The sequence below is a fragment of the Rhodococcus sp. 05-2255-3B1 genome (genome assembly GCF_002258545.1).
Lineage (GTDB): Bacteria > Actinomycetota > Actinomycetes > Mycobacteriales > Mycobacteriaceae > Rhodococcoides.
This window is the reverse complement of the sequence record NZ_NOZC01000031.1, coordinates 250939-270876: the sequence shown is the minus strand read 5'-3', so window position 1 is coordinate 270876 and position 19938 is coordinate 250939. Positions and strand designations below refer to the sequence as shown.

Sequence of the window (19938 nt, the reverse complement as noted above, 5' to 3'; positions counted from 1 at the left end):
GCGAGCGCCACCGGGGGTGTTCGGACACGATTCGGTGACGTAGGGGCACAATGAGCGCCATGACTTCTTTCGGTGATCTGCTCGGACCCCAACCCACACTGTTGCCCGGCGACGACGAGGCCGAATCCGCGCTGCTGAACCACGAGGCACCCGAGACCGTCGCGGCGGCGCATCCGACGGCGTCCATCGCGTGGGCCTACCTGGCCGAGGCGGCGCTCGAGTCGGGAGCCACCATCACGGCGTACGCCTACGCTCGTACCGGCTACCACCGAGGTCTTGACCAGTTGCGTCGTAATGGATGGAAGGGATTCGGGCCGGTCCCGTACAGCCATGAGCCCAACCGAGGATTCCTCCGATGCGTCGCAGTCCTCGCCAAAGCGGCCCGCGACATCAACGAGCACGACGAGTACGCCCGCTGCCTCGACCTCCTCGAAGACTGTGACCCCAAGGCAGCAGAAGCGCTCGGCCTGGGCTGATCGGGCTCGCGCCAGCCGGGCGCGGGGTCGAACCCGGCTGAAGTCGGGCAGTGCTCGGCTGAAGTTGTCGTTGCTGCCGATCATTCAGTGCGCGTTGGCTGCGGGAGTGGCGTGGTTCGTGGCGACGGACATCGTCGGTCACGAGAGCCCGTTCTTCGCACCCATCGCCGCTGTCGTCTCGCTCGGCGTCTCGCTCGGTGCTCGCCTGCGCCGATCGGCCGAGCTCGTCGTCGGAGTGACGGTGGGCATCGGCATCGGGGATCTGCTCATCTCGCTGATCGGTAGCGGGCCGTGGCAGATCGCTCTGGTCGTGGTGCTGGCGATGTCGGCAGCGGTGTTCCTCGACGGCGGGCCGATCATCGCGATGCAGGCCGGATCGTCCGCGGTGCTGGTGGCGACGCTCATCCCGCCCGGCAACATGGGTGGCCCCAACCGCATGGTCGACGCGTTGGTCGGTGGTCTGGTGGGCATCGCGATCGTGGCGTTGATCCCGACGCACCCGGTGTGGCGGGCCCGCAAGGATGCGGCGAGTGTGTTGGCCACGGCTGCGAGTGTGTTGCAGAAGGTGGCCGACGGCTTGGTGGCGAACGATCCCAAGCCGATCGAGGAGGCGCTACGTAAGGCGCGTGCGACGCAGTCGGGTATCGATGCTCTGCGAACCGATCTCAAGGGCGGCCGGGAGATCGCGCGAATCTCGCCGATGTACTGGAATCACCGCAACCGTCTGGCGTCGCTGGCGGCGACGGCCGATCCCATCGACAACGCCGTCCGCAACATTCGGGTGCTCGCGCGACGGTCGCTGACGCTGGTGCGCGACGACGAGATCCTCGATCCGCGCGTCGTCGACGAAGTGGAGAAATTGGCGCATGCGGTGGAGGTCCTGCGGCAGATGATCCTTGCCGATCCGGGTCAGAAGCCGGATGCGGCAGAGGCGGCACGAGTGTTGCGGTCGGTTGCGGCCGGTGCCAAACCGGAGTTGATCTCGAACGCCGGTCTGTCGGCAACGGTGGTCCTGGCACAGTTGCGCTCGATCATCGTCGACCTGCTGCAGGTCGCCGGGCTCAAACGTATTTCTGCGTTGGCGACGCTTCCGCCGACGGTGAAGCACCCGCACGTCCCGCCGGAGTTGTGACCCGAGGACACCATTGCATATATGCGTATGTACGCATATGGTGACTCCCGGAAGTCGATGCAGTCACGAGGGGGAGTCATGGGCGCGGGTCACGGGCACAGCCACGGCGTGGGCGGACACACGCCTGCGGGTGCGGGGCCACCCAGGTCCCGCGTTCGCAAGATGATCGTCGCCCTCGCGATCCTGGTGGTGTTTCTCGTCGTCGAGGCGACCGTCGCCGTGGCGATCGGCTCGCTCGGCCTGCTCGCCGATGCGGGCCACATGCTCACCGATGTGCTCGGCATGACGATGGGCTTGATCGCACTCGTGCTCGCCCGCAAGGGAAGTGCCGCAGCGGCAAGGACTTTCGGCTGGCATCGGGCGGAAGTGTTGACCGCCATCGCCAATGCCGTTCTGCTGCTCGGTGTTGCGGCGTTCATCATGTACGAGGCGATCTCGCGCATCGGCGACGCTCCCGAAATCCCCGGTGTTCCGTTGATTCTCACTGCGACAGCCGGTCTCGCGGCCAATATCGTCGTCATGCTGCTCATTCGCGGCGACGCCAAGGATTCCCTGGCCGTCCGCGGTGCGTACATGGAGGTCCTGGCCGATGCGGTCGGCAGCGTCGGGGTGCTCGTCGCCGGCGTGCTGATGGTCGTGTTCGGGTGGACCTGGGCAGACATCGTCGTCGGTGTCCTGATCTCCCTGTGGGTGATCCCGCGCGCGATCAAGCTCGCCGGCTCGGCACTGCGCATTCTCACCCAGGCCAGTCCGGGGCACGTCGACGTCGACGCATTGACCGGCGACCTGAGCGCGCTACCGGGCGTGACGGGGGTTCACGACCTGCACGTGTGGACGCTGACGACCGGAATGGACGTGGCAACAGTGCATCTCGAGTGCGAGGGGTCGTCGTCGATGGTGCTCGATCGCGCCCGGTCGTTGCTGTCCGCCTACGGTCTCGACCACGCCACGGTCCAGGTCGAACCCACCGCGCACGGCAGGACCTGCAAGGAAGAGCTCACCTGGTGACGGTGTGCACCTCGGAGCCGGGACGCCACACGTCGATCTGCATGTGATCGTTCACCAGTGACGTCAGGACGACCTCGGTGATGTCGAGGTCGAACACGTGGTACGGCACCAGTTCACCCGGTGTGGCGTCGAATATCGGTTGCAGCACAGCAGGATCGGTGATCTCGACGGCACGGCCGCCGATCTTCGCGTCCCCGCCCTCCATCGAATGGTGACCCGGATTGCTGTGCAGCGCGAACCGTCCGTCGCGCTGCAGATCTCGTGCTTTGACTGCCCCCAGCATCGAACCGAGGCGCAGCACACCGCTGTCGGCGAACTCGACCTCGGTGCCGCTCACGCGCGGTGAGCCGTCCGCCCGAAGTGTGGCGAGTACGTGGTGTTTGTGGGCGGTGAACCTGGCCTGCACTGCCGAGGCCAGGTTCGGGGCGGCTGTCGAGAAGTCGTTCCACGTCGTCATGGGGGAATTATGCGACCCGCCACCGACCGAATCGGGGATTGCTGCACACAACTTCTCGAAAGCGACGGAAATCCCGTCGGTCACGGTCGGTGTCGTGCAGTCCTTCCCGGCGCTCGGGTCACAGCCAGAATCGCATCAGGTAGTTTCCGTTGCCTGCGAAGAACTCGGGAACACCGGACAGCCCGAACAGGGTGTAGATCGCCCCGAAGAAGGCGGAATTGACCGCGGGCACGAACAGCAACGCGACGAGAACGAGGATTCCGTAACCCTTGAACTGGTTCAGCGAGGCGCGGGTGGCGGGTGAGAGCGAGGGTTCGAGTGCGGCGTATCCGTCGAGTCCGGGCACCGGAATCAGGTTCAGGATCGTGGCCATGATCTGCAGGAACGCCAGGAAGCTGAGCCCGTACCAGAAGGCCTGATGGGTGCCGTCGGTGCCGAACATCCGAATGACGATCAGAAGGACCACGGCGACAACGGCGTTGGCGAACGGTCCGGCGAGAGCGATGCGCCGCTGAGTCGACGCCGAGAATCGGTCGGTTCGCAGGTACACGGCGCCGCCCGGAAGCCCGATTCCGCCGATCGCGATGAACAGCACCGGCAGCACGATCGAGAGCAACGGGTGGGTGTACTTGAGCGGGTTGAGCGTCAGATAGCCGCGGAGTTCGACTTCGCGGTCGCCGGCCCGAAATGCGGTGTACGCGTGCCCGAATTCGTGCAGGCACACCGAGGCGATCCACCCGGCGAGCACCAGCACGAACACCCCGAGTCGGGCGGTGAGAGAGGTGACGTCCTCCGCCGTCCACGCCAGCGCGCCGCCCACTCCTGCAACGGCGAGAACGGCCACGAACACCGGGCTCGGCAGAACGGGACTGCGGCGCACCGGAACGGTCATCGGACCAGCAACCACTCTTCGTGGTGACGGTAGAACGTCGACCGCTTGACTGTTCTGTCGCCGGCAATGCCGTCGCGCATCAGGTCTGCGGCGGGGGAGCCGAGCTGCATCGCGCGTCCGCTCACCCAGCGGCGCGGCAGCAGTCGTCGACGGCTGATCACCCGCGCACGAAGGCCCGGTAGCTCCGGGGTCGGTGCCACCTCGACGCCGGGAACGACTCCGGAGAACAACCGAGTGTCGTCGACGTACGCCTCGCCTTCGAGGTCCGCGCCGCCACCGCCGCCGAGCAGAGCCCGCCCGACAACGGCCTTGCCCGCGTCGTCGCGGATGAGGGGCGTGCTCGACGCCGTGCCGGTCAGTGCCACCTTGGCCGCGCGCGATCCGGTGCCGAGCTTGTAGATGTGGGCGGCGTTGGTCGCGGTATCGGGCACGAACGCGACCTCGATGTGGAGGCGTTCGGTGCGCATCAACCTGGTCAGGACGGCGGCCAGCGAGGCGTCGTCGCCCAACACGATGATGCGCGGAGCGGGGGCCGATTCGATGTCGGCGAACAGTGCGTTGCAGTCGTCGTCGGTAGGCACGGCATCGGCGTTGCGCAATGGGACGTCGGTCAGCGTGATCGGCAACGGCGGGTTTCCGCAGTGCAGAACGAACGGTGTCACGGCGCTCCTAGATCATCGGTGAACCCTCGAACGACCATAGTGCCCTCGTTTCGGCTCCACCGTAGCGGCATGCGGGCCAGCTCACCGCCTCGGCTAGACTGTTCCCCCGGCCACTGTCGCGCCTGCGGCAATTGGTGACGGCTGCGTTCGATCGAGCAATATCTGCAGCACGTCCTCGCACGAAAGCAACGTAGGAGAGCACATGCCGGCGATAGTCCTGATCGGCGCCCAGTGGGGCGACGAGGGCAAAGGCAAAGCCACCGACCTTTTCGGCGAACGACTCCAGTGGGTCGTTCGCTACCAGGGCGGCAACAACGCCGGCCACACCGTGGTTCTCCCGAACGGCGACAAGTTCGCGCTGCACCTGATCCCGTCGGGAATCCTCACAGCCGGCGTGAAGAACGTCATCGGCAACGGCGTCGTCGTCGACCCGGGTGTGCTGCTCACCGAACTCGACGGCCTGGAAAAGCGTGACGTCGACACCACGAACCTGCTGCTCAGCGCAGATGCGCACCTGATCATGCCGTACCACGTGGCCATCGACAAGGTGACCGAACGCTTCCTCGGAGCCAAGAAGATCGGAACCACCGGCCGCGGCATCGGGCCGTGCTACCAGGACAAGCTCGCTCGCGTCGGCGTCCGGGCAGCCGATGTGCTCGATGAGAAGATCCTGACCCAAAAGGTCGAGGCTGCACTGGAATTCAAGAACCAGGTGCTCTCGAAGATCTACAACCGGCGGGCGCTGGACTCGCAGCAGGTCGTCGACGAGGTGCTCGAGCAGGCCGAGGGCTTCAAGCACCGCATCACCGACACCAGGCTGCAGCTGAACCTGGCTCTCGAGCGCGGCGAGACGATTCTGCTCGAGGGATCGCAGGGCACTCTGCTCGACGTCGATCACGGCACGTACCCGTACGTCACGTCCTCCAACCCGACGGCGGGCGGCGCATCGGTCGGTTCCGGCATCGGCCCCAACAAGATCGGGACCGTCCTCGGCATCCTGAAGGCCTACACGACGCGTGTCGGCTCGGGCCCGTTCCCGACGGAGCTGTTCGACAATCACGGTGAATACCTGGCCAAGCAGGGCGGCGAGGTTGGCGTCACCACCGGGCGGGCACGACGCACGGGCTGGTTCGACGCCGTCATCGCGCGGTACGCCACCCGCGTCAACGGCATCACCGACTACTTCCTGACCAAGCTCGACGTGCTCTCGAGTCTGGACACGGTGCCCATCTGTGTCGCGTACGACGTCGACGGCGTCCGCCACGACGAGATGCCGATGACGCAGACCGGTTTCCATCATGCGAAGCCGATCTACGAAGAGATGCCCGGTTGGTGGGAAGACATCTCCGGTGCCCGTACGTTCGAGGAACTGCCGATCAACGCGCAGAACTACGTCCTGCGTCTCGAGGAGCTCTCGGGCGCGTACATGTCGTGCATCGGAGTCGGACCGGGCCGCGACGAAACCATCGTTCGGCGGGACATTCTGCGGTAATCAGGCCACGCGAAACTCCAAGCCCCGAGGCCCCACGGCCTCGGGGCTTTTTCGTGCCCGGACATGCCGTCGGGAGTCGCTCTCACCAATGCGAGGAAACAGCGCCTTCAGTAGGAAAACAGCGCGAAAAAGTACTGTGTTCGCTGTATTCGAGCGGTCTTGCTGGGAAATCCGCTGCAGGGCAGCAGTTTTCGTAATTTGGGTAGCTTTACACACCATGTAGTTGTGTAAACCAAAAGTATGAAACAGGCGGCCGAACATTCCCTCGGACTTTTACCTTCACTTGGGTAACGGGTGAGACGGTCGTGCCGAAACAATGGACATCGCACAAGTTGCGGAGGCCCACATTCCGGCCGACCGACCCACAACCGGGTCACCTCCCCTCGGCCTAGCGAACAAGGGCCACCGAAGAAAGCGACAACGAATGAACAAGGCAACCAAGGGTGCCATAGCCGCGGGGGCGGCAGCGGTACTGCTGCTCGGCGGTTTGGGATCCTATGCGCTCTGGCAGGACACCGAAACGGTCACCGGAGGTGAGATCAACTCCGGTGAGCTCAATTTCGCTCCGGTTGCCGGCACCGCGAACTGGACCGAAACCTCGGTCACTCCGAACGTGACTCTCGGAGCCGACCCGTCCGGCTTCCTCATCGTGCCGGGCGACGTTCTCGAGTACTCGACCCAGTACACCGTCAATTGGGCAGGAGACAATCTTCGCGCTTCGATCACCGCGGACTTCACCAATGTTGCCGGCGACGCCGACCTTGCTGCCGCTCTCGACACCGAGGTGTCGGTCAACGGTGGAACGTCCCTTCCGAACGGTTCGGCCGTGGACCTACCGCTGACCACATCGCCTCAGACCATCTCCGTCGAGGTGACCATTACGTTCGATGAAGCGACTGCGGATCTCATCGCACAGAACGAGAGCGTCGACCTCAACGACTTCACCCTGACGCTCGACCAGGTCCGTCCCTGATCTGTTGCAGTGACGAACAAGCACGGTCGTTATTGGGCGCTCGCAGCCGCGTCCGTCGCGGTGGTGGTCTTCGGATCAGCACAGACGACGGGCGCGCTGTGGCGTGACGACGAGGTCGTCGAAGGCGGGACCATCAACTCCGGCACCTTGGACATCAAGGTCGGCCCGAACGGAGCAGAAGTGAACGACTACGTTCTCGCTGCGCTCGGTTCGACCGGTCTCGGACCGAACGGTTTCTCGCAGGCACCGTTGTCGATTCGGAACTCCGGCAACGTACCGTTCAACTTTCGACTGCAAGGAACCACGTCGACCGGAATAGTCCCCCTTGTTCTGACTGCGACAACTGTTGCGGCCGAGACGAATTGCCCGGCGACAGGTACACCGACGGGACCGACGACACTGCTGTACAACGGAAACGCCAGTGGTGCGCAAGCTCCGGTGCCACCGGCGGCCAGACTGTTGGCCGCAGGCGCCCGCGAAGTGTGGTGCTTTCGGCTCGCCGTCGGTGCCACTCCGCCGCAGAGCGCGTCGTCGACGGTGACGTTCTCGTTCCGGGCGGACCAGACATGAGTGCCGACCACGACACGGACGTGATCGAAACCGTCACGGACGTATCCGAGGAGAACCGGACCGGTCTCTGGTGGTGGGTGAGCCGGATCGCGTCGTACACGCTTCTGGCGGCGATGTTGTTCGTCCTCGGGGTGACCGTCGTCATTCCGAAAGTCACCGGTTCGACGCCGTACACGATTCTCACCAGCTCGATGAAGCCGACGTACCCACCGGGAAGCCTGGTGGTGGTCAAGCCCGCCGACGCAGCCGAACTCGAGGTAGGCACACCGATCACCTACCAAATCCGTTCGGGCGAGCCCGAAGTGGTGACTCACCGCATCGTGGCGACCCGGCAGAGCGGACGAGGTATCACCACCTATGTCACTCGCGGGGACAACAACGGATCCGACGACGAGAACCCGGTGCAGATCGGGCAGATTCGCGGAAAGGTCTGGTACTCGGTGCCGTACATGGGCTACGTCAACAACTGGCTGAACGGTGAGCAGCGCAAGATCACGGTCGCGGTCATCGTGATCGGTCTGTTCGGCTATGCGCTGGTGATGTTCGTCGGGGCCGGTGTCGATCGCTACCGGAGCCGAAAAGAGCAGGCGCGATGAAGCACCCCGGTCTTGCCGCCTGCACCGCAGCGTTCGCCGGCATCGCGGTCGTTCTGTTGATGGGTGCCGGTCCGTCGCAAGCGGCGCAGACGGTCAAGTACAGCGATGACGGCGAGCGCTGGAGTACCGACTTTCCGAGCCCGTTGTACGACAGCGACATTCGATGGGTTCCCGGCGACGTGCGTACATCGCAGTTCCACGTGTTCAACGACACCGACCGAGACGGGCGTCTCTGGCTGACCTTCGGCAGTGACAACCCGGCGTTCCTTCGAGCTCTGAGCGCGTCGATCGGCGGCGGCGAGTCGGCCGAATCGTGTGCGTGGATCGACCTCGAGGCCGGCCAGAAGAAGCGAATCGACTCCACGATCACGATGGCCGAAGCAGCTAAAAACGACACCTGGTCCTCCTCTGCTGCAGTCGATCTCGTTGTGCAGTGGGACAACAGCAACAAAGCCGAGTGCCCGGAATCGTCGGGTGCGCGGACGGATATGGAAGGGGCGCAGCCCTGATGTCGCGTCACAAGGACTCAGTCGGTCCGAATACGGTTCTCCGTCGCGTCGGTGTCGCGCTCATCAGTGCGCGCGCTCGGGCCTTCATGTCGATCGGCATCGTCCTCGGCCTCGGCGCGGTGGGAACTCTTGCTGCATGGTCGGATACGGCGACTGCGACGTCAGGCACCTTCACGACCGGCAGGCTCGATATCAAAGTCGGTGACCCCGCGGTGGACAACAATCCGATCGCGTTCTCGACGACTCTGGCCAATCCCGCGATCTTCCCCGGGGATACCGTCGCAGCCGGGCTGTTGGTGAGCAATGCGACCGGATCCGTCGCCAACACCTACACCATCTCCGTGCTGGCCAGTAACACTGCGCTGGGCAATGTGCTCAATTCCTCGGTGCACAGCGGACTTCCATCGGGGGGTGCATGCACAGGTGCCGCCGTCAGCACGGTCTCCGGCCTCGGAACCTCGAAGCAATTCCCTGCCTTGAATCGTTCGCTTCCCGTCAACGGCAGTGATCAGCTGTGTATCAGCGTGACCATGCCGACCGGTACGGCTCCGCCCAATCCCGTTGCTACCGGAACCATCACGTACACCATCACCGCGACGTCGTCGTAGATCATGTCCGATACCCACGCAGCCTCGGCTACCGGAGCGCCATCCGGCCGGCGTCTGCTTCGCGAGATCGCACTGACCGTCGGCGCTGTCTCCGGGCTCGTCTGTGTGCTGTTCGCGCTCGCGGCCGTGTTCTTCGGTATCACCCCGTTGGTCTTTCGGTCCGGCTCCATGGCCCCGGCCATCGACACCGGGGCGCTGGCACTGAGCAAGTCGACCCCTGCCGCAGACATAGAGGTCGGCGACGTCGTCAAGGTCACTAGCGCGTCGGGAGCAGGAATCACCCACCGCGTGGTCGAGATCGGCGCAGTCGGAACCGACAGTGTGCAACTGTTCCTTCAGGGTGACGCTAACCCCGAGCCCGATGCCGAGAGCTACGTCGTGTCCGAGGCCGATCGTGTGTTCTTCAGCGTCGGGAAACTCGGCTACGCGGTCACCTGGCTCAGCGGCCCGGTCGCAGTGTTCATCGGTGGCATCGCCGTCGGCGTACTTCTCATGACCGCGTTCGGATTTCGTAGGTCCCCTGTGGAGTCCTCTGCGCAGCCGGACGACGACGATCGACCGCAGGAACCGCCCAGCGGACGGCACAGCGCCCAGGGACGCGGGACGTCCACCCTCGGTGTGGTGCTCGCACTGGCGGCCATCTCGGCAGTGGGCATTACTGCGTCGAACACTCCGACAACCCTTGCTGCGAGGCAAGACACGGCAACGGCCCTCAGCGGCACCATCACCACAGCATTGCCGATCCCCGCGCCGCTGTCGCTGACTTGTACGAATGCCGAGCGGGGTCTTGTCGGTGCGATTCGATTCGTGAATCTCAGTTTTCCATCACGCGGGTCGCAGTACACGTACCAGTTGACCTTGAAGAAGGCAGGCGAGAACGACCGTGAGTTCGCGGTAGCCGGGACCGCTGCTACCGGGGTGGTCATCACTCAAGCAGTGGAAAACGGAGCCCTCCTGGAATTGCTGCCGCTGCCACTGGCCCCTGTACTCGACGGCGTGTACACCGCATCCATCCGAACCAAATCGGGTACGAGGTTCTCGCAGCCGAGCCCGACCGTGAACTTGACCATGAGCAACGGCCTACTTCTCGGATTGGCTGCAAGTGCGCGGTGCGGAGGCACCGCTGCCGCTGCCGCAGCCCGCAGCGCCCCGCAGGCGATCGCTCCCGAGGCAACTACTCCGTCCTCCACGACATCCACCCCCACCACTCTGGCACCGGAGTCAACCGCAGTACCCGGAACGACTACGCCGTCGGTCGAGGTTCCGCCGTCCACGACTGTCCCGCCGTCCACGACTGTCCCGTCGACCACTGACGGGGGACCCGCGGCGGTGGCCCCACCGCCGACCACCACAACAACAACGACGACCCCGCCGGCACCTGCGGCGCTGTCCGCCCCGGTGACCTCGCCGTCGGGTGCATCGACGGCCCGGGTGGTCGACATCGACGGCGCTCCGACTCTGCAGATCGTCGACGCAGCCGGAGCAGTCCAGTACAGCGCTCCCGCCACGTCCAGTGAGGCATTCGGCTACGGCGTGAATTGGTCGGCCGGGGATCAGCTGTGGCTGCTCGGTCCCGTTCGTCTCGTTCGTCTCGACGGCACCGGCGGTTCGTGGTCGCGAACGGTGATCGATCCGACGGCGACGGAACAAATTCCGGCGGAAATTCTCGCGCTCTTGAATTAGTGCCGTCACATATATGTCGGAATCGAACTGCACATCTGCTCGCCTGCGTGGATAATTGCGCCCAGGTAAATCGACGGAAGGTCGAGCGATGACTGAGAATTACAACGGATTGGAAGTTTTCAGCTACCAATTCGATCGCTTCGCATACGAACATCCATGGATCGGCGCTCAGGCCGGTGAATTCATGCTCGGCCCCGAGGGTGGGGGAATGCTCGAATTCACGCACGCTACCGTCTTCGCGCTTCCCGAGGGTGGCGCGCACGAAGTGCACGGTCCGATCCTCGACTGGTACCTCGGTCACGGGGGACCCTATGGCGCACTTGGCTATCCGATCAGTAACGAGCGTCCGACACCCACCGGATCCGGTCGCTACAACCTCTTTCAACGCGGAGCTATCGGGTGGTTGCCGGAGGTGGGTGCATTCACCATCGGTGGTCGGCACGAGGAATCCGATGTGACTCCGGGCCCGGAAGCTGAATTGGTGTCGGCGGTGGACGCTCCCATCGACGCACTCGGTATTTCTGCCTGAATCCTTTCCTGCTCCCCGTTTCGATCGTATTCTTCGGTCTCGCGGTTTTGTTCGTCGATGAAGCAGCTCAGAACAATGTCGGCTCGTCGAATCCTGGGACTCCTTCGATGCCGAGTATTTTCTGTTTGGTGTTCGCGCCACCCGGTGCCGAGAAGCCTCCGACTTCCGTGCCTGCGCCGAGTACCCGATGGCACGGGACGATGATCGGCACGGGGTTTCGTCCCAACGCGCCGCCTACGGCCTGGGCGGCGCCTGGGTGGCCGAGTCGGCGGGCAATGTCGCCGTAGGTGAGTGTCGCGCCCCGGGGAATGCTGCTGCACACGGTGTAGACCGAGGCGTCGAACTCCGAGATGTCGAGGACCAGCGGAATCGGGCTCATGTCGACTGTCCGTCCATCGAGCAGGGCGACGATTCGCGCGATCGCGTCGGCCGCCAATGTGTCGACAGGCCCTGTTGCTGCGCCGAAGCGGTTCAGATAGTCCAGCATCGCCTCGTCCAACGGCTCGGGCAGGGCGACGGCGAGCACGCCGTCGTCGGTCCAGGCGATTCCGCAACGGCCGATGGAGGTGTCGAAGAGCGTGCTGCTCGGCATCGGTCCAGTATCCACCTGCCCTCGTGTGGCAGTCCAGTGGAATACGCAATGGACTTGAATGTCGGAGGCCAGTGAGCGAATACTGGAGTGCATGGCTTCGAGAGTCCTCAATGCAACGTCACTGGCCCGCGATCTCGGCAGCTGGCGGGGCGATGCGTCCTCGGACGGATCCGGGAGGCGCAAGGCGTCGCGTCCGACGTATCGCGCATTGGCCGATGGCGTTCGACTGCTGATTCACGACGGTCGCATTCCGCTCGGCGTCGGTCTGCCCAGTGAGCGTGATCTGTCCGCGGCTCTCGATCTCAGTCGTACCACCATCACGTCCTCGTACTCGGTGCTGCGAGACGAGGGCTACCTGATCAGTAAGCAGGGATCACGCAGTACCGTCGCTCTGCCCGCTGCGCCCACCCCCAACGGAATGTTGATTCAGTCGACATCGCCTTCGGGTCCGGTCGTGGACATGTCTCACGCGGCGATGGCAGCAGCGGACGGCACCATGACCGCGGCGTACGAGTCTGCGCTGCAAGCACTTCCGACCTATCTTCCGACGCACGGCATGGAGCCCATCGGTCTTGCGGTGCTGCGGGAGGCCATCGCGCAACGCTTCGTCGAGCGTGGCCTGCCGACGACGGCCGACCAGATCATGGTCACTTCCGGTGCGCAGCAAGCAGTTCGGCTCCTGCTGGGTACCTTGACCTCGCCCGGCGATCGGGTGCTGATCGATCACCCGACCTATCCCAACGCCCTCGAAGCCATCAGGCGAGTGGGTGCGCGTCCCGTACCGGTGCCGGTACGTCCGGCGGACGGTGACTGGGATCTCGACGGGATACGCAGTGCCGCACGGCAAACGGCAGCCAAGGTTGCGTACCTGATTCCGGACTTCCACAATCCAACCGGGCAGGTGCTCGGTGCCGAGGGGCGGGCCGAACTCGCACGCATCACCCGCGACACCCGTATGACGCTCGTCGTCGACGAAACCATGGTGGACTTGTGGCTCGACGCCCCGCCGCCGCCGCCGGTCGCGTCGTTCGGGCGGGTCTCGGGTTCCGACATCGTCACGATCGGTTCGGCGTCCAAGTCGTTCTGGGGCGGACTGCGCATCGGATGGATCAGAGCGCATCCGTCGCTCGTCTCACAGCTCGCGGGCTCGCGGGCAGCGCACGACCTCGGCACCTCGATCATGGATCAATTGGCGTCCTCGTTCCTGTTGCAGGACGCCGAACCCGCGCTCGAGCTCCGTCGATCGCACTTGCGCGAGCGTCGGGACGTACTCGAAGAGGCTCTGGCCGAACATCTTCCGGACTGGCGTTACCGCCGCTCCGAGGGCGGCATGTCGCTGTGGTTGCAGCTGCCTGCACCGGTGTCGAGTGCGCTCGCCGCCACCGCGCCCACATTCGGCGCGATACTCGCGGCAGGCCCACGATTCGGCGTCGAGGGTGCATTCGAGCGCTACCTCAGGTTGCCGTACACCCGTGAGCCACAGGAGCTTCGGGCCGCGGTGATGGCCACGGCTGCTGCTTATCGTGCCCTCGCTCCCAGCGCCGAATCGGAGCAGCCGGCGCTGGTGTTCTGACCGGCCATGTTCTGACCGCGAACTCGAAGTTATGGACGGAAATCAGCCGAAAAGCGTCCACAACTTCGAGTTCGGCGCAAACAGATCAGACCCAAACCGACGCGATGTCGGTTGCTGCGGCGGGCGGTGGCGTCGGGACTCCGTTTTCGGTGCGGGAGAAGCGCGGTGCCGGGCGGTGCTGGGTGACGCCGCCGATGTCGATCAGGGAGTCGCGGTCCTTCATGTGCGGATGGTTCGGCGCCTCGGCGAAGGTGAGGACCGGCGATACGCAGGCGTCGGTGCCGTCGAAGATCGCGGCCCACTCGTCGCGGGTCTTGGACAGGAACGTCGAGGTGAATTTCTCGCGCAGTTCGGGCCAGCGTGACTTGTCCATCTGCGATGGCAGATCCGTGTCGGCGAGGCCCAGGCCGGTGAGCAGCTGGGCGTAGAACTGCGGCTCGAGCGAGCCGACTGACATGTACTGGCCGTCGGAGGTCTCGTAGGTGTCGTAGAACGGTGCGCCGGTATCGAGCAGGTTGGTGCCGCGGTCGTCGCTCCAGGCTCCGACGCCACGCCAGGCCCAGATCATGTGCGAGAGTGCGGCGGTGCCGTCGACCATGGCAGCGTCGACCACCTGGCCCTGCCCGGAGTTCTGTCGCTCGTAGAGCGCCGCCATGATGCCGAAGACGAGGAACATCGAGCCGCCGCCGAAGTCGCCGACCATGTTCAGCGGCGGGACGGGCCGCTCGCCCTCGCGGCCGATGGCGTTCAGTACGCCGGTGACGGAGATGTAGTTGATGTCGTGGCCTGCGGTCTGCGCCCACGGGCCTTCCTGGCCCCAGCCGGTCATGCGGCCGTAGACCAGGCGCGGGTTGCGGGCCAGGGCATCGTCGGGTCCGAGGCCGAGGCGTTCGGTGACGCCGGGGCGGAACCCCTCGATCAGCACGTCGGCGCGTTCGACGAGCCCCAGCACCTTCTCGATGTCGGCGGGGTCCTTGAGGTTGGCCTCGACGATGGTGCGGCTGCGCAGCTGGTGGTCGTGGGGAGAGATCTGCCCGGCGCGCTGGACGCGTACGACGTCTGCGCCGAGGTCGGCCAACAGCAGTGCGGCGTGTGGGCCGGGCCCGATGCCTGCGAGTTCGACTACACGAAGCCCTGCGAGTGGTCCACCAGTGTTCGACACGTTGTTGCCTCGTTCCGACTCGTCACCTGCGAATGTGAATGGAGACTAACTTGTACTAGGTCGTCCAACCGATCGGGGTGTGGATAATAGGGCTGTGACTGCCCCAGATCCCGTCCGTATCGGTACTCCGCTCACTCCCGGGGCCACCCGGGTGATGCTGCTCGGCTCGGGTGAGCTGGGCAAAGAGGTGATCATCGCGTTCCAGCGCCTCGGCGTAGAGGTGATCGCCGTCGATCGCTACGACAACGCCCCTGGTCATCAGGTGGCCCATCACGCGTTCACGATCGACATGAGCAACCCCGAAGAACTACTGGCGCTGATCGATTCGCAGCAGCCGGATTTCGTGGTGCCGGAGATCGAGGCCATTGCGACCGATGCCCTGGCCGAGGTCGAAGCGCGGGGCAGGAGTGTGGTGATCCCGACCGCTCGCGCGACGCAGTTGACCATGAACCGTGAGGGCATCAGGCGTCTCGCGGCCGAGGAGCTCGGGCTGCCGACGTCGCCGTACGCGTTCGCCGACTCGCTCGACGACGTGCGAGATGCATTGTCCACCATTGGTTTTCCCGCCGTCATCAAGCCCGTCATGTCGTCGTCGGGCAAAGGGCAGTCCGTCGTGCGCAGCGAGGATGATGTCGAGGCTGCGTGGGACTACGCCCTGAAGGGTGGCCGCGTCGACCTCGGCCGTGTCATCGTCGAGGGATTCGTCGATTTCGATTACGAGATAACACTTCTCACCGTTCGAGCGAGCGACGGAACTTGGTTCTGCGAGCCGATCGGGCACCTGCAGGAATCCGGCGACTACATCGAATCCTGGCAACCACAACCGATGTCCGACGCGGCCCTGGCCGGTGCGCGCGACGTTGCCGAGCGCATCACGACGGCGCTCGGTGGGCGCGGGTTGTTCGGCGTCGAACTGTTCGTGCAGGGCGACAACGTGTACTTCTCCGAGGTCAGTCCGCGGCCGCACGATACGGGCCTGGTGACGCTTCGTACGCAACGGTTCTCGGAGTTCGAGCTGCATGCCCGCGCCGTACTGGGTCTGCCGATCGACACCACGCTGCTCTCACCCGGTGCGTCGGCGGTGATCTACGGCGGTGTCGACGCGGACGGTATTCACTTCGACGGCGTCGCCGATGCGCTGGCTGTTCCCGAGACCGATCTTCGCCTGTTCGGCAAGCCGACCAGCTTCGTCCGGCGTCGGATGGGCGTTGCGGTGTCGACGGCCTCGGACATCGAGACTGCGCGGAGCAGGGCACGCGAGGCAGCGGGCAAGGTTCGCCCCACCGTCTGACCCGGGACAGGGCACACTGAGCCCATGAGCGCGCTCGGTGAGGTCCTGGTCGGCCTGGTGATTCTGGTCGGCCTCGTCGGTATCGTCGTCCCGATTCTGCCGGGCACCATCTTGATATTCGTGGCCGTCGCAGTGTGGGCGTGGGTCACCGGCGGAGCAGCCGCCTGGACGGTGTTCGCGATCGCGACGGTGTTGTTGGTTCTGAGCGGCGTCGTGAAGTACACCTGGCCGGGCCGGCGCATGCGGGAGGCCGGAGTGCCGATGCGATCGCTGATGATCGGCGGACTGCTCGGCATCGTCGGATTCTTCGTCATCCCCGTCGTCGGACTGTTCATCGGCTTCATCGCCGGCGTCTACGTGGCCGAGGTACCCAGGCATCGAAACCATTCCGAGGCATGGAGATCGACCGTGCACGCCACCAAAGCGGCCGGGCTGTCCATCCTGGTGGAGCTGTTCGGTGCCTTGCTCGCCTCTGCGGTGTGGCTCGGCGGAGCGCTACTCGTCTAAGGGCTCTGCTGATTCAAGAGACCCGATACCAGGCCCGGGCATTGCCGTCGAGCACCGCCGGGAGATCGCCGCCGACAGCGTGAGAAATGATGTCGATGTCGGTCTCCGAGAACGGACGCGGGGCACGGGTGCCCGGCAGATCGGTGCCGAACATCAACGCTGCCGGATTCACGCGATGAATCTTCTGCAGAGTGTCGATGATGTCGAGGTCCACCCGGCCGAATCCCGTTGCCTTGACACGTACTCCGCGGTCGACGAGATCGAGCAGATACGGCAGTCCCTGCGTCGACAGGCCGAGATGGTCGATGCTCACGGCCGGTAGCTTCGCGAGGATGGGTTCGAGGGAGAGCAGCAGGGACGCATCGACGTACAGCTCGGCGTGCCATCCCACCAGTTCGTGCACGCGCCGCGCCTGGGTGGTGAGCATCTGGACGTCCGTCTCGCCGCGCTTGAGGTTGAACCGCATTCCGCGGACACCCGCGTCGTCCAGCGCGACGATGTCCTCGTCGGAGCACTCCGGATCGATCTGAGTGACGCCCACCCAGCCACGCCCCAGGGTCTTCAACGCCGCGAGCAGGTAGGTCTGGTCGGTGCCCTGGAACGATCCCGAGACCACTGCGCCACCGGTGATACCGAGCCCGTCGACGTCGTAGAGGTAATTCGAGACGGTGTACGGATCGGGCAGGAAACCGTGGTTCTCGATGAGCGGAAACGCGGGGTCGATGATGTGTAGGTGGGCGTCGAACACGGGCCCCAGCATGCCAGCTCGCGCATTCGGCGTCGCGGCCGCCGTCCGCGGTGTTTGAATTCGAAACATGAAACCGGAGACCACAGTCGTTCTCGACGGATACACCTACTTCGAATGTCCGAGATGGCACGAGGGGAGGATCTGGGTATCGGACTTCTACTCCCATCGCGTCGTGTCCGCCCTCGAGGACGGCTCCGACGTACGAGTCGAAGCCGAGGTGCCCAATCAGCCGTCGGGCCTGGGATGGTTGCCCGACGGGCGGCTGCTGATCGTGTCGATGCGCGACTACAAGTTGCTACTGCGTGAGCACGACGGTTCGCTGACCGTGCACGCCGATCTGTCGACGTATGTTCAGGCGAATTTGAACGACATGCTCGTCGACGCGCACGGCCGCGCGTACATCGGGAATTTCGGCTTCGATCTGATGAACTTCGCGCCCGTCGAGACGGCCGACCTGATTCGCGTCGACCCGGACGGTTCCGCGCACGTCGTGGCGTCGGATCTGTACTTCCCCAACGGAATGGCGTTCACCGCGTCGGGCGAACTGCTGGTGGACGAGACGGTCGGCAATCGGGTCAGTGCCTTCGACATCGCCGAGGACGGGTCACTGGGGGAGCGGCGTGATTGGGCGAAGTTCGGCGAACTGCCGTCGTCGACGGACATGGCCACGGCCATCGGGGAGGTGAAAGTGGCCGCCGACGGATGCTGCATCGACACCGACGGCACGATGTGGATCGCCGACGCACTGGGGCAGCGAGTGCTGCACGTTGCGCAGGGCGGGGAGGTTCTCGAGCAACTCGATTTCGATCTCGGAGTCTTCGCCTGCGGACTCGGCGGATCCGACGGCCGCACGCTGTTCGTCTGCGCTGCACCGGATTTCAACGAGCATCAACGCAAGATCGAGACCGAGGGCAAGTTGTTGGCAGTTCGCGTGTAGTGCGCTTCGCGCAGTGGTGCGGTTGTGCGCTCCCTGGGGCACACAACCACACCACTGCCGCAGGCACTCAGGCCTTGTCGGGCTCGGATGCCTTCAGCATGTCCTCACGCTCGACGACCTTCACGCGCTCGCGGCCCTCGGGCTCGCCGAGTGAGCGCTCGTGCGCGTCGAGGCGGTACCAGCCGTCCCACGTGGTGAAGGGGACCTGCTTGCCTTCGAGGAACGAGGTGACGGCATCGAGATCCGGTTCGACTGCGCCGACGAAGCTCGGCGCATCCTCGAGCAGGTTCGCGACGGTCTCGTTGGCGTCGCCCTTGGTGTGGCCGATGAGGCCGACGGGTCCGCGCTTGATCCAGCCGGTGACGTACGTGGCCGGAACGGGCGTGGTGGACGACGGGGACTCGACGACGCGTCCGGCCTCGTTGGGGATGGTGCCTGCCTGCTCGTCGAACGGGAGCTGGCTGATGTTCTGGCTGAGGTAGCCGACGGCGCGGTAGACGGCCTGAACGTCCCAGTCGTTGTACTTGCCGGTGCCCTTGACGTTGCCGGTGCCGTCGAGCTCGGTGCGCTCGGTGCGTAGACCGACGACCTTGCCGTCCTCGCCGAGTACCTCGTGGGGAGACTCGAAGAAGTGCAGGAACAGCTTGTGCGGGCGGCTGCCGACGTCGCGGATGGCCCAGTCCTGCAGGGTGTTGGCGACCATGTCGATCTGCTTGGAGCTGCGGCGGGCCTGCTCGGAGCCCTCGTCGTAGTCGATGTCCTCGGGAGAGACGATGACCTCGATGTTGGGGGAATGGTCGAGCTCGCGCAGCTCGAGCGGGGTGAACTTGGCCTGAGCCGGTCCGCGGCGGCCGAAGACGTGCACCTCGACGGCCTTGTTGGCCTTGAGGCCCTCGTAGACGTTGGCGGGGATCTCGGTGGGGAGCAGTTCGTCACCGGTCTTGGCGAGCACGCGCGCGACGTCGAGAGCGACGTTTCCGACACCCAGGACGGCGACCTTCTCGGCCTCGAGCGGCCAGGTGCGCGGCACGTCCGGGTGGCCGTCGTACCAGGAGACGAAGTCGGCGGCGCCGTAGCTGCCCTCGAGGTCGATGCCGGGGATGTTGAGGGCGCGGTCCGCGTTGGCACCGGTGGAGAAGATGACGGCGTCGTAGAAGCGGCGCAGGTCGTCCAACGTGATGTCGGTGCCGTAGTCGATGTTGCCGAGGAGGCGAACCTGCGGCTTGTCGAGCACCTTGTGCAGGGCGGTGATGATGCCCTTGATGCGCGGATGATCGGGGGCCACGCCGTAGCGGATCAGCCCGAACGGCGCAGGCATGCGCTCGAAGAGGTCGATGCTGACGCCCGGTCCGCTGACATTGTGGTCGGACTTCATGAGCGCGTCGGCGGCGTAGATGCCTGCCGGTCCGGCACCGACGATGGCGACGCGGAGTGGACGAGTCTGATCGGTCATGTGCAGCGAGCTACCTTCTTCGAGGGAAGTGCGGACACCCCAGCATAAATTAAGGACTACCTGAGCTGGGGCAGTGGGCAACTTGCCG

Annotated in this window: 22 protein-coding genes; 15 read left to right on the top strand and 7 right to left on the bottom strand. The window is 64.9% G+C overall.

Features of this window, described 5'->3' with window-relative positions:
* The first annotated feature begins 59 nt into the window (after positions 1-59).
* From CH249_RS18685 to CH249_RS18675, 3 genes are all read left to right on the top strand, one after another.
* Positions 60-476 carry a DUF3151 domain-containing protein gene (locus tag CH249_RS18685; protein ID WP_032397398.1) on the top strand — a complete coding sequence of 139 codons (417 nt, stop codon included), beginning with the start codon at positions 60-62 and terminating at the stop codon, positions 474-476.
* A gap of 64 nt (positions 477-540) precedes the next feature.
* The gene (locus CH249_RS18680; RefSeq protein WP_094614127.1) at positions 541-1608 is read left to right on the top strand and encodes an aromatic acid exporter family protein; all 1068 of its coding nucleotides are present in this window, start codon (positions 541-543) and stop codon (positions 1606-1608) included.
* Between the two features lie 78 nt (positions 1609-1686).
* A complete protein-coding gene (locus CH249_RS18675) occupies positions 1687-2616 on the top strand; it encodes a cation diffusion facilitator family transporter (RefSeq protein WP_032397152.1) in 930 nt (309 codons plus the stop codon).
* Here the strand turns inward: CH249_RS18675 and CH249_RS18670 are convergent.
* The 3 genes from CH249_RS18670 to CH249_RS18660 form a co-directional block, all read right to left on the bottom strand.
* A complete protein-coding gene (locus CH249_RS18670) occupies positions 2606-3073 on the bottom strand; it encodes a pyridoxamine 5'-phosphate oxidase family protein (protein WP_179273148.1) in 468 nt (155 codons plus the stop codon). The genes CH249_RS18675 and CH249_RS18670 overlap by 11 nt on opposite strands.
* Positions 3074-3191: 118 nt before the next feature.
* Positions 3192-3965: a site-2 protease family protein gene (locus tag CH249_RS18665; RefSeq protein ID WP_045198668.1), complete on the bottom strand. Its 774-nt coding sequence runs from the start codon at positions 3963-3965 to the stop codon at positions 3192-3194.
* A complete protein-coding gene (locus tag CH249_RS18660; RefSeq protein ID WP_032397150.1) occupies positions 3962-4627 on the bottom strand; it encodes a hypothetical protein in 666 nt (221 codons plus the stop codon). The genes CH249_RS18665 and CH249_RS18660 overlap by 4 nt, the downstream gene beginning before the upstream one ends.
* 202 nt (positions 4628-4829) lie before the next feature.
* Here CH249_RS18660 and CH249_RS18655 point away from each other — a divergent pair, with 202 nt between their 5' ends.
* The 8 genes from CH249_RS18655 (at position 4830) to CH249_RS18620 (ending at position 11587) form a co-directional block, all read left to right on the top strand.
* Positions 4830-6119, top strand: a complete 1290-nt coding sequence (locus tag CH249_RS18655) for an adenylosuccinate synthase (protein ID WP_032397149.1) — start codon at positions 4830-4832, stop codon at positions 6117-6119.
* A 424-nt stretch (positions 6120-6543) separates the two neighbouring features.
* Positions 6544-7092, top strand: a complete 549-nt coding sequence (locus CH249_RS18650; RefSeq protein ID WP_094630969.1) for an alternate-type signal peptide domain-containing protein — start codon at positions 6544-6546, stop codon at positions 7090-7092.
* A gap of 9 nt (positions 7093-7101) precedes the next feature.
* On the top strand, positions 7102-7662 hold the full coding sequence (locus CH249_RS18645; protein ID WP_094630968.1) for a hypothetical protein: 561 nt from the start codon (positions 7102-7104) through the stop codon (positions 7660-7662).
* A complete protein-coding gene (locus CH249_RS18640; RefSeq protein ID WP_094681965.1) occupies positions 7659-8258 on the top strand; it encodes a signal peptidase I in 600 nt (199 codons plus the stop codon). The genes CH249_RS18645 and CH249_RS18640 overlap by 4 nt, the downstream gene beginning before the upstream one ends.
* Positions 8255-8767 carry a hypothetical protein gene (locus tag CH249_RS18635; protein ID WP_094681964.1) on the top strand — a complete coding sequence of 171 codons (513 nt, stop codon included), beginning with the start codon at positions 8255-8257 and terminating at the stop codon, positions 8765-8767. Before CH249_RS18640 ends, CH249_RS18635 begins: the two co-directional genes overlap by 4 nt.
* Positions 8767-9375: a SipW-dependent-type signal peptide-containing protein gene (locus CH249_RS18630; RefSeq protein WP_094681963.1), complete on the top strand. Its 609-nt coding sequence runs from the start codon at positions 8767-8769 to the stop codon at positions 9373-9375. The genes CH249_RS18635 and CH249_RS18630 overlap by 1 nt, the downstream gene beginning before the upstream one ends.
* Positions 9376-9378: 3 nt before the next feature.
* Positions 9379-11058, top strand: a complete 1680-nt coding sequence (locus CH249_RS18625; protein ID WP_094681962.1) for a signal peptidase I — start codon at positions 9379-9381, stop codon at positions 11056-11058.
* Between the two features lie 88 nt (positions 11059-11146).
* Positions 11147-11587, top strand: coding sequence for an LGFP repeat-containing protein (locus CH249_RS18620; protein WP_032397143.1), 441 nt, complete (start codon positions 11147-11149; stop codon positions 11585-11587).
* Positions 11588-11654: 67 nt separating this feature from the next.
* Here the strand turns inward: CH249_RS18620 and CH249_RS18615 are convergent, their stop codons facing one another.
* Entirely contained in the window at positions 11655-12179 is a 525-nt protein-coding gene (locus CH249_RS18615) for a methylated-DNA--[protein]-cysteine S-methyltransferase (RefSeq protein ID WP_094646777.1), read from the bottom strand.
* A gap of 91 nt (positions 12180-12270) precedes the next feature.
* Here CH249_RS18615 and CH249_RS18610 point away from each other — a divergent pair, with 91 nt between their 5' ends.
* On the top strand, positions 12271-13752 hold the full coding sequence (locus tag CH249_RS18610) for a PLP-dependent aminotransferase family protein (protein ID WP_094681961.1): 1482 nt from the start codon (positions 12271-12273) through the stop codon (positions 13750-13752).
* Positions 13753-13837: 85 nt separating this feature from the next.
* On the opposite strand, the gene CH249_RS18605 is transcribed toward CH249_RS18610, so the two are convergent.
* The gene (locus tag CH249_RS18605; protein WP_094681960.1) at positions 13838-14914 is read right to left on the bottom strand and encodes a CaiB/BaiF CoA-transferase family protein; all 1077 of its coding nucleotides are present in this window, start codon (positions 14912-14914) and stop codon (positions 13838-13840) included.
* A gap of 94 nt (positions 14915-15008) precedes the next feature.
* On the opposite strand from CH249_RS18605, the gene purT reads away from it, so the two are divergent.
* On the top strand, positions 15009-16205 hold the full coding sequence (gene purT / locus CH249_RS18600; RefSeq protein WP_094614141.1) for a formate-dependent phosphoribosylglycinamide formyltransferase: 1197 nt from the start codon (positions 15009-15011) through the stop codon (positions 16203-16205).
* 24 nt (positions 16206-16229) lie between these two features.
* Positions 16230-16712, top strand: a complete 483-nt coding sequence (locus CH249_RS18595; protein WP_094614142.1) for a DUF456 domain-containing protein — start codon at positions 16230-16232, stop codon at positions 16710-16712.
* Between the two features lie 13 nt (positions 16713-16725).
* Here the strand turns inward: CH249_RS18595 and CH249_RS18590 are convergent, their stop codons facing one another.
* A complete protein-coding gene (locus CH249_RS18590; protein WP_032397393.1) occupies positions 16726-17472 on the bottom strand; it encodes an amidohydrolase in 747 nt (248 codons plus the stop codon).
* Positions 17473-17527: 55 nt separating this feature from the next.
* Between CH249_RS18590 and CH249_RS18585 the strand changes: the two genes are divergently transcribed.
* Positions 17528-18397 carry an SMP-30/gluconolactonase/LRE family protein gene (locus CH249_RS18585; RefSeq protein ID WP_179273149.1) on the top strand — a complete coding sequence of 290 codons (870 nt, stop codon included), beginning with the start codon at positions 17528-17530 and terminating at the stop codon, positions 18395-18397.
* Positions 18398-18464: 67 nt separating this feature from the next.
* Here CH249_RS18585 and CH249_RS18580 read toward each other — a convergent pair whose 3' ends face one another.
* Entirely contained in the window at positions 18465-19850 is a 1386-nt protein-coding gene (locus tag CH249_RS18580) for an FAD-dependent oxidoreductase (RefSeq protein ID WP_032397137.1), read from the bottom strand.
* Positions 19851-19938 lie beyond the last annotated feature (88 nt).

Excerpts from the sequence above, each read along its gene's own strand:
- CH249_RS18635 (WP_094681964.1), top strand. The coding sequence starts at position 8,255 with ATGAAGCACCCCGGTCTTGCCGCCTGCACCGCAGCGTTCGCCGGCATC.
- CH249_RS18585 (WP_179273149.1), top strand. The coding sequence starts at position 17,528 with ATGAAACCGGAGACCACAGTCGTTCTCGACGGATACACCTACTTCGAA.
- CH249_RS18655 (WP_032397149.1), top strand. The coding sequence starts at position 4,830 with ATGCCGGCGATAGTCCTGATCGGCGCCCAGTGGGGCGACGAGGGCAAA.
- CH249_RS18625 (WP_094681962.1), top strand. The coding sequence starts at position 9,379 with ATGTCCGATACCCACGCAGCCTCGGCTACCGGAGCGCCATCCGGCCGG.
- CH249_RS18670 (WP_179273148.1), bottom strand. The coding sequence starts at position 3,073 with ATGACGACGTGGAACGACTTCTCGACAGCCGCCCCGAACCTGGCCTCG.
- CH249_RS18665 (WP_045198668.1), bottom strand. The coding sequence starts at position 3,965 with ATGACCGTTCCGGTGCGCCGCAGTCCCGTTCTGCCGAGCCCGGTGTTC.
- CH249_RS18620 (WP_032397143.1), top strand. The coding sequence starts at position 11,147 with ATGACTGAGAATTACAACGGATTGGAAGTTTTCAGCTACCAATTCGAT.
- CH249_RS18650 (WP_094630969.1), top strand. The coding sequence starts at position 6,544 with ATGAACAAGGCAACCAAGGGTGCCATAGCCGCGGGGGCGGCAGCGGTA.
- CH249_RS18615 (WP_094646777.1), bottom strand. The coding sequence starts at position 12,179 with ATGCCGAGCAGCACGCTCTTCGACACCTCCATCGGCCGTTGCGGAATC.
- CH249_RS18685 (WP_032397398.1), top strand. The coding sequence starts at position 60 with ATGACTTCTTTCGGTGATCTGCTCGGACCCCAACCCACACTGTTGCCC.
- CH249_RS18610 (WP_094681961.1), top strand. The coding sequence starts at position 12,271 with ATGGCTTCGAGAGTCCTCAATGCAACGTCACTGGCCCGCGATCTCGGC.
- CH249_RS18595 (WP_094614142.1), top strand. The coding sequence starts at position 16,230 with ATGAGCGCGCTCGGTGAGGTCCTGGTCGGCCTGGTGATTCTGGTCGGC.
- CH249_RS18640 (WP_094681965.1), top strand. The coding sequence starts at position 7,659 with ATGAGTGCCGACCACGACACGGACGTGATCGAAACCGTCACGGACGTA.
- CH249_RS18580 (WP_032397137.1), bottom strand. The coding sequence starts at position 19,850 with ATGACCGATCAGACTCGTCCACTCCGCGTCGCCATCGTCGGTGCCGGA.
- CH249_RS18675 (WP_032397152.1), top strand. The coding sequence starts at position 1,687 with ATGGGCGCGGGTCACGGGCACAGCCACGGCGTGGGCGGACACACGCCT.
- CH249_RS18590 (WP_032397393.1), bottom strand. The coding sequence starts at position 17,472 with ATGCTGGGGCCCGTGTTCGACGCCCACCTACACATCATCGACCCCGCG.
- CH249_RS18630 (WP_094681963.1), top strand. The coding sequence starts at position 8,767 with ATGTCGCGTCACAAGGACTCAGTCGGTCCGAATACGGTTCTCCGTCGC.